The sequence below is a fragment of the Cellulomonas hominis genome, from assembly GCF_901521055.1.
Taxonomy (GTDB): Bacteria; Actinomycetota; Actinomycetes; order Actinomycetales; family Cellulomonadaceae; genus Cellulomonas; species Cellulomonas endometrii.
Genome location: NZ_CABEGA010000094.1, coordinates 1 through 6151, shown reverse-complemented (window position 1 = coordinate 6151; position 6151 = coordinate 1). Strand labels below are relative to the sequence as shown.

Annotated in this window: 5 protein-coding genes; 2 read left to right on the top strand and 3 right to left on the bottom strand. The window is 70.0% G+C overall.

Going from position 1 to position 6151, the window contains the following annotated elements:
• Positions 1 to 157: 157 nt before the first annotated feature.
• A complete protein-coding gene (locus tag KJP73_RS18485; protein ID WP_213284352.1) occupies positions 158 to 904 on the bottom strand; it encodes a hypothetical protein in 747 nt (248 codons plus the stop codon).
• Positions 905 to 994: 90 nt separating this feature from the next.
• Here KJP73_RS18485 and KJP73_RS18480 point away from each other — a divergent pair, with 90 nt between their 5' ends.
• On the top strand, positions 995 to 1786 hold the full coding sequence (locus tag KJP73_RS18480; protein WP_213284351.1) for a hypothetical protein: 792 nt from the start codon (positions 995 to 997) through the stop codon (positions 1784 to 1786).
• Positions 1787 to 1977: 191 nt separating this feature from the next.
• Here KJP73_RS18480 and KJP73_RS18475 read toward each other — a convergent pair whose 3' ends face one another.
• Both KJP73_RS18475 and KJP73_RS18470 read right to left on the bottom strand, forming a co-directional pair.
• Positions 1978 to 2472, bottom strand: coding sequence for a toll/interleukin-1 receptor domain-containing protein (locus KJP73_RS18475; RefSeq protein ID WP_249669543.1), 495 nt, complete (start codon positions 2470 to 2472; stop codon positions 1978 to 1980).
• Between the two features lie 368 nt (positions 2473 to 2840).
• Positions 2841 to 3080, bottom strand: a complete 240-nt coding sequence (locus tag KJP73_RS18470; protein ID WP_213284349.1) for a DUF2188 domain-containing protein — start codon at positions 3078 to 3080, stop codon at positions 2841 to 2843.
• A gap of 1414 nt (positions 3081 to 4494) precedes the next feature.
• Here KJP73_RS18470 and KJP73_RS19575 point away from each other — a divergent pair.
• Positions 4495 to 5961, top strand: a complete 1467-nt coding sequence (locus tag KJP73_RS19575) for a ParB/RepB/Spo0J family partition protein (protein WP_213284348.1) — start codon at positions 4495 to 4497, stop codon at positions 5959 to 5961.
• Positions 5962 to 6151: the final 190 nt, after the last annotated feature.

Below are 6151 nucleotides of genomic sequence, written 5' to 3'. Positions count from 1 at the left end.
CGCCTGCGGTTTGTCGTTCATGCTCTCTCTTCCGGGGGCTGCGGGTACTCGCTGCCGAGCAGGGTCCGGACGCTCACGGGCGGGGGCGGTGGAGGCGGTGGAGGCGGCTGTGCCTCGTCCTTCGGGTCAACGCGGTCAGACATGGGTCGGACTCCCTTCATCTGCTGCTCTGGCTGATCTGAGACTGGGTACCGGAGGGCTCCGAGGTAGCGGCGTCCTCGCTCACCCCGGCGGTGACCGGGGAGGTCACGAGTACGACCACTAGGGCGATGATGCCGCCGAGGAGCGTGAACGCGGACGTGGTGGTCAGGCGACCTCGGCGAGTCGCCAGCCGCTCAGCTGAGCGCAGCGGCTGCATGGGCAGCGGCTTCATGTGCAGCCGAGCGCGCCACCAGCGTCGGAGGCGAGCTGGTCGGCTGTCGGCGCCGCGCTCTGGCGGGGCCTCGACCAGGAGCATGTGCGCGAAGTGCTGTGTCGAGCGGTCCCAGTCTGGGGTGACGAGCTGCTTCGCCCAGTGGGAGATCGTGGTGTCGGCCGGTACCGAGTACATCCCAAACGGCACGAGCACCAGCACCCCGATCAGGGCGCTCAGCGCGAACAACAGAGCGGCGACCGTGCCGGCCCACCACGCCGCGGAGTAGCGAACGAAGGTCCCCAGCGTGTCGTTGCTGAGCAGCAACGCGAGCAGCACGCCGTCGAACCCGACGAGCGCCACCGACGTCTGTTGGAACGTCGTCGCGCGACGCTGCTGCTGCTCGAGCAGCCAGCGGGCCTGCTCGAGAAACGCGAGGTGCTTGGCCGCGTGGGGCGCCATCGGGTCGCCTGAGCCCGGTGCCGGTGCCGGTGCCGGTGCCGGTGCCGGTGCGGGCTCTGGCGTCGACTTGGCCGCGCGTCGCTTCCACATGACGCCAGTGTGACGGGCGCCGGTGACACCGCCGCACTGGTTCCTGGGCTAATCACCCTCCGGCTGGCCAGGGATGGCACGCTGTCCCTCGTGATCGACTCCGGGTGGGTTGCCGCGGGTGCTGCTATCGCCGCCGCGGGGGTGGTGGTCTGGCAGTCGTGGGAGACGCGCCGGTCCGCTCAGGCCTCAGAGCGCGCAGTCGCCACCGCCAACCAGGCGCTGGAGCTGTCGCGGCAGCAAGCGGCCGAGGCTGTGCGTGCACGCATCGACGCGGCGACGCCGGCGATCTCGGTCTTCGTCGAGCCGGAGGTCGATTGGCCTCCGCTCGAGCCGTCTCTCTACCTCGGCGGCGAGCCGAACCCGATCCGCTCCGGGCTGCGTGACGAGCCCATGCACACCCCCCGCGACCAGGATCGTCGGATCATGGTGCGCGCCTGGGTGGAGATCAGGAACGATTCCGATCGCCACGTTCGCCTCGAGGTGTATGGACTGCTCGCGCCCGACGGGGTAACACCACTGCCGTCGCCCCTCGATCTCAAGCCGCGCGGGTACGCGAACGGCTGGTGCGCCGCCACTCACACCCTCATGGAGTGGATCGAGATCTACCAGGCTCGCGCCCAGCCCGCGCCGGGCTACACCAGCGATGAGGTTGTAGGGAGCGTGCATCACCTCGATCCTGCTGACACCGGAGCGAACGACCGGTGGGACCTCATCGTCTCGGGCACGATCGTGGAGCCGGTCGCCGACCTCAACGGTGCCTGGACGGTCATCGGCCAGGCAGGTAGGAACTCCGGTGACGCAGGCTCGATCCGCACCGGAATGGCCCTTCGCCGCCGCCGCTACTACCTGTCGAAGAGCCGCAACCACGAGCTCGCGCCGTAGCTCCACCTTGCCGGCCGGTCGTGCGGGGAGACGAAGCTTGAGCAGCACGCGCCGGTGCTACCCGCGGACCTGGAGGCATACCGACGGCCTCGAATACGAGACGCAGTCAGGTGCGCGTGAAGACGTCGACCCAGCAGAGGTCGACCTACCACCGGCGCTCACGCGCCGGTCCTGACCGAGCCCGACGACCCTCAGATGTCGTCGACGGCAACCAGCTCGGCGATCTTCTTCGCGACCACGGCCATCGAGTCGTCCGCCGTGTTGAGCCCGTTGCGCGACGCCAGCAGCGGGCTGATCTTCCGGAGTTCGTCGTACGTCGTGTTGTGCACGACGGGGATCAGCAGATCACGGGCAAGCAGCTCGGAGAGCTCCTTGTCGGAGATCCCCTGGTTGTCGACCCGCTCCAGCAGCGCCGGGGTCACCAGCACCAGGCCCGTGCGGGACTTCGCCAGACCCCGGTCGATCTCCCGCAGGAACGGCTGACCGAGCACGATGTCCTTCTCGCTGAACCAGACCGACACGCCCTCGGCCTCGAGCAGGTCGTGCAGCTCCATCGCCGCACCGCGGCGGTCGTCCCACGCGTGACACAGGAACACGTCGCGCAGATCCGGGTCCTGCCGCGCCCGCAGCTCGACCGTCCGGCGAACAGGAGCCAGCGCCCGCACCTCTGCGGCCGTGTACGTCACCGTCGACGTACTCGGCGACCACTTCGGCCGGGTCCTACCACCGCCGGACCCGCCCCCGACGCTCCCGCCGCCCCCGCCGCTGCTCGGCGGGTAGATCGGCGGGTAGCTCGGCGGCCGGTAGTACGACGGGCTCGAGTACCTCGAACGACCGCCGTGCACAGGGCACGCCGCCGCTCCGCTGGCAGTCCTGTGGCCGTTCCTCGGCGCGGTGCATCCACTCATGACCACACACTATGTGAACCACGTCACGAAGTGGCGTGAACCGCAGCCCGGATCGCGGCCGGATCCGGAACCCAACCGGACGCGCCTACGGCGCGGCAGATCTTCCGTCGGCGGCTACCGCCGCCGGATCCCTCGCCGCACTGCTTTCAGCCCGGAATGTTCCGCGGGTCGTTCCCGTAGGAGTTCTTCTCGTGCACCCGCCCATCGAGGCGGTGGATGTGGTGCTCCAGGCCCCGCGCGATCGCCAGCTCACGGCCAGCAGCCACCGCCGGGTCCTTCGTCTCGAACGTCCCGCCGGCCTGCTGGCCACCGACCTCGTTCAACCACAGACCATCGCGGTGCACCGTGTGAACACCGTTGCCCTCGCTCACGCCCACCTCCCACATCGTCGATGACCAGCAGTCTCATCCGACCCGCGGCTGCAGGCATCCCGAAAGCCCGGAAGTTCGAGTACGAGCGCGAGGACTTCCTGCACGTCGTCCGCCAGCAGTACACGAACGCCGGCGAGCTGTTCGTGCCCCGCCACGCTCCCCGCGCCAGCGTCCCGCTCGCGCCTGGTCAACCACCGCTTGACCAGCAACAACACGCGCCCCCACCAACGACTCCACTAGTGCGGACACGTCTCCAGCGGCGCCAGCCACCCGACACGCCGGGCGCTGCTCGACAACGGTGACGAGACCCACACCGTCTCGTGACGTGCGACACACCCGATGGTCTGCGGGGAGTGTCGAACCCCCCGGCTAGCCTGGTCACCAGGTCTCCAAGAACGACCCGGCCGGACCCACGCGGGAGAGGTGCAGACGACTTCCCGGCCAGCCTCCCTGCTGACACCCGTCAGCAGGCTGGGGGGGAAGAGATTGGAGACCGAGTTGGCCAAGAAGAAGAAGCGGCGCAAGCCGCAGACGCGACTAGCCGAGCGCAACGGGAAGAAGTCCCTGGACAAGGAAAGAGCCAGGACCTGGCTGGAGTGCAGTGCACTCCCGCTAGTGATCCTGGCTGATCCCAAGGTGCAGATACTTCTCGAGTTCAGTGTGCATCTGAACTTCTAACCCGTGCGGTGTCCTGCTGGGACTGCCATCCCGGCAGGGCACCGTGTTGCGTACGCGCAACGTTACCCGCCGCGTACGCCCAACTTCAACAGCATCACGAACTACTCCTCGATCGTGTCCCTCACGAACACGAGCTCCCAGAAGTTCACGCTCCACCGTAACCACAGGCCACAGCAAGAACTTCCCCCGAAGTAGTCACCCGCCCACCACGACGTAGTGGACAGCGAGGTCGTCGACCACTTCTACACCGCCGGGCTGCGCACGGACCTCCAAGCCGAGATCCAGCGACCCGGCCGCATCGATCCACGCGACGAGCGCGCCTACCGCCGGCGTACCCCTCGCAGCGACTCGACTCCGTCTCCTAGCTGCTCGCCCTCACCTCGAGCACGCGGGGGAGCGGGGCGCACCACGCCGCCCGGCGCCCCAGGGGGCACCGACCGGGGAACCCGAAGCACCTGCGGTGCGCACTGCCAGCTGCGCCGGACCTGGCCTCCCACCACGTCAGCGCCGCGGCCCACCCTGGCCGGTATCAGGCCGTCGCCCCCACCCGATGCCGGCCGGCCATGACGTCCCCCACACCGACGCTGCGCGCCGGCATGCGCGACGTCACAGCCCCCCGGCCCCGCGCGGGGCCCCTTCCGCTCCTTTGGCCCGATACCTCGCGCCTGCCGGTGAGGCCCGAAGAACACGGGCACTCACCGGCCTGGCCCACCACCGGGACAGGCAGACGACCGCCAAGGAGAGCGACACCATGACCAGCACCACCAAGCCCGACACCACCACCAGCACGTCCGCCGACGTCCTGGCCGCGATCGACAACGGCGCCGAGTTCGCCCACCTCGACCCGGCAACCCTGCTCATCGAGACCAACGTCCGCTCCGAAGCCCACCTGTCCGCCCGGTTCGTGCAGTCCATCCGCGACCACGGCGTCCTGACCCCCGTCCTGGTCGTCCGCACCACCGAAGGGCTCCGGGTCCGCGCCGGGCAGCGCCGCACCCTCGGCGCGATCGAAGCCCAGCAGGCCACCATCCCCGCGTGGATCATCACCGGCGACGAGGACCACGTCCGGCGCATCGAACAGCAGATGGTCGAGAACGAGGACCGCCAGGGCCTCACCGACACTGACCGCGCCGCCGCCTACCAGCAGTTGGCGCTGCTCGGCGTCCCCGCCGCGAAGATCGCCAAGCGGCTCGGCACGACCAAGGACGCCGTCACCGCCGGGATCACCGTCGCCACCTCCCGCACCGGACTCGACGCCCTCGTCAACCAGGAACTCACCCTCGAAGAAGCAGCGCTGTTCGCCGAGTTCGAGGACGACGACGAAGCCACCGAAACGCTCACCCGGAAGGCGTCGCACGGATGGGACCTGCGGCACGCCGCCCAGCAGATCCGCGACCGCCGCACCGAGGACGCGGCCGTCGCCGCGCTCACCGCCACGCTCACCGAGCAGGGCATCACCATCGTCGCCCGCCCCGGCCTCTACATGACCACCCCCATGCGCGCGCTCGACGCCCTGCGCGCGAAGGGCTCCACCGAACCCCTCACCATCGAGACGCACGCGACCTGCCCCGGGCACGCCGCCTACATCGACACCGACAACGACGTCACGCCCATGTTCGTCTGCACCGATCACCGCGCCCACGGCCACACCAAGATCGCCGCCGAGTGCACCGACGACGACGGCCAGGCCGTCGCCAAGACCCCGATGAGCGACGCCGACAAGGCCGAACGGCGGATGGTCGTCGCCAACAACAAGGCGTGGCGGTCCGCCGAAGTCGTGCGCCGCGAGTGGCTGAAGTCGTTCGCCGCCCGCAAGACCTCACCCAAGGGCGGCGCCGAGTTCATCGGCCGCGCCGTGACGACCGGCACCTACCACCTGGCCAAGGCCGCCGACGACGGGCACCGCCTCGCCGCGACCCTGCTCGGCACCAAGACCCCCACCCACCGCGGCACCGACCACATCACCGGACTGCTGACCAAGGCCAGCACCCCCCGCTCACAGGTCATCACCCTGACCGTCGCCGTCGCCGCGATCGAGCAGGCCACCGACGTCCACACCTGGCGCAACACCGACGCCATCAGCCGGGCCTACTTCACCGCCCTCGGGGACTGGGGCTACCCGCTGTCCGACGTCGAGCAGATCGCCGCCGGACGCACCCCCACCCCCGAGCCCGACCCGGCCAACGCTGCAGAGCCCGCCGACGTCCTGGCCGCGTAACCGGAAGGACCGGTCGGAGCCGGAACTAGCGGCTCCGACCGGTCCCCACCGGGCAGGGAGGGGGACCCAGCCCACCAGCACCGTAGCGACGCACCACCACCCACGACCCGGACCCGACCACCCACCCGGCCGTCCGCCCGCGGTGCGTCCCGGGCGCATCGAGCGCCGGCGCCCACCCCGGGGCCCCAGC

Excerpts from the sequence above, each read along its gene's own strand:
- KJP73_RS18470 (WP_213284349.1), bottom strand. The coding sequence starts at position 3,080 with ATGTGGGAGGTGGGCGTGAGCGAGGGCAACGGTGTTCACACGGTGCAC.
- KJP73_RS18485 (WP_213284352.1), bottom strand. The coding sequence starts at position 904 with ATGTGGAAGCGACGCGCGGCCAAGTCGACGCCAGAGCCCGCACCGGCA.
- KJP73_RS19575 (WP_213284348.1), top strand. The coding sequence starts at position 4,495 with ATGACCAGCACCACCAAGCCCGACACCACCACCAGCACGTCCGCCGAC.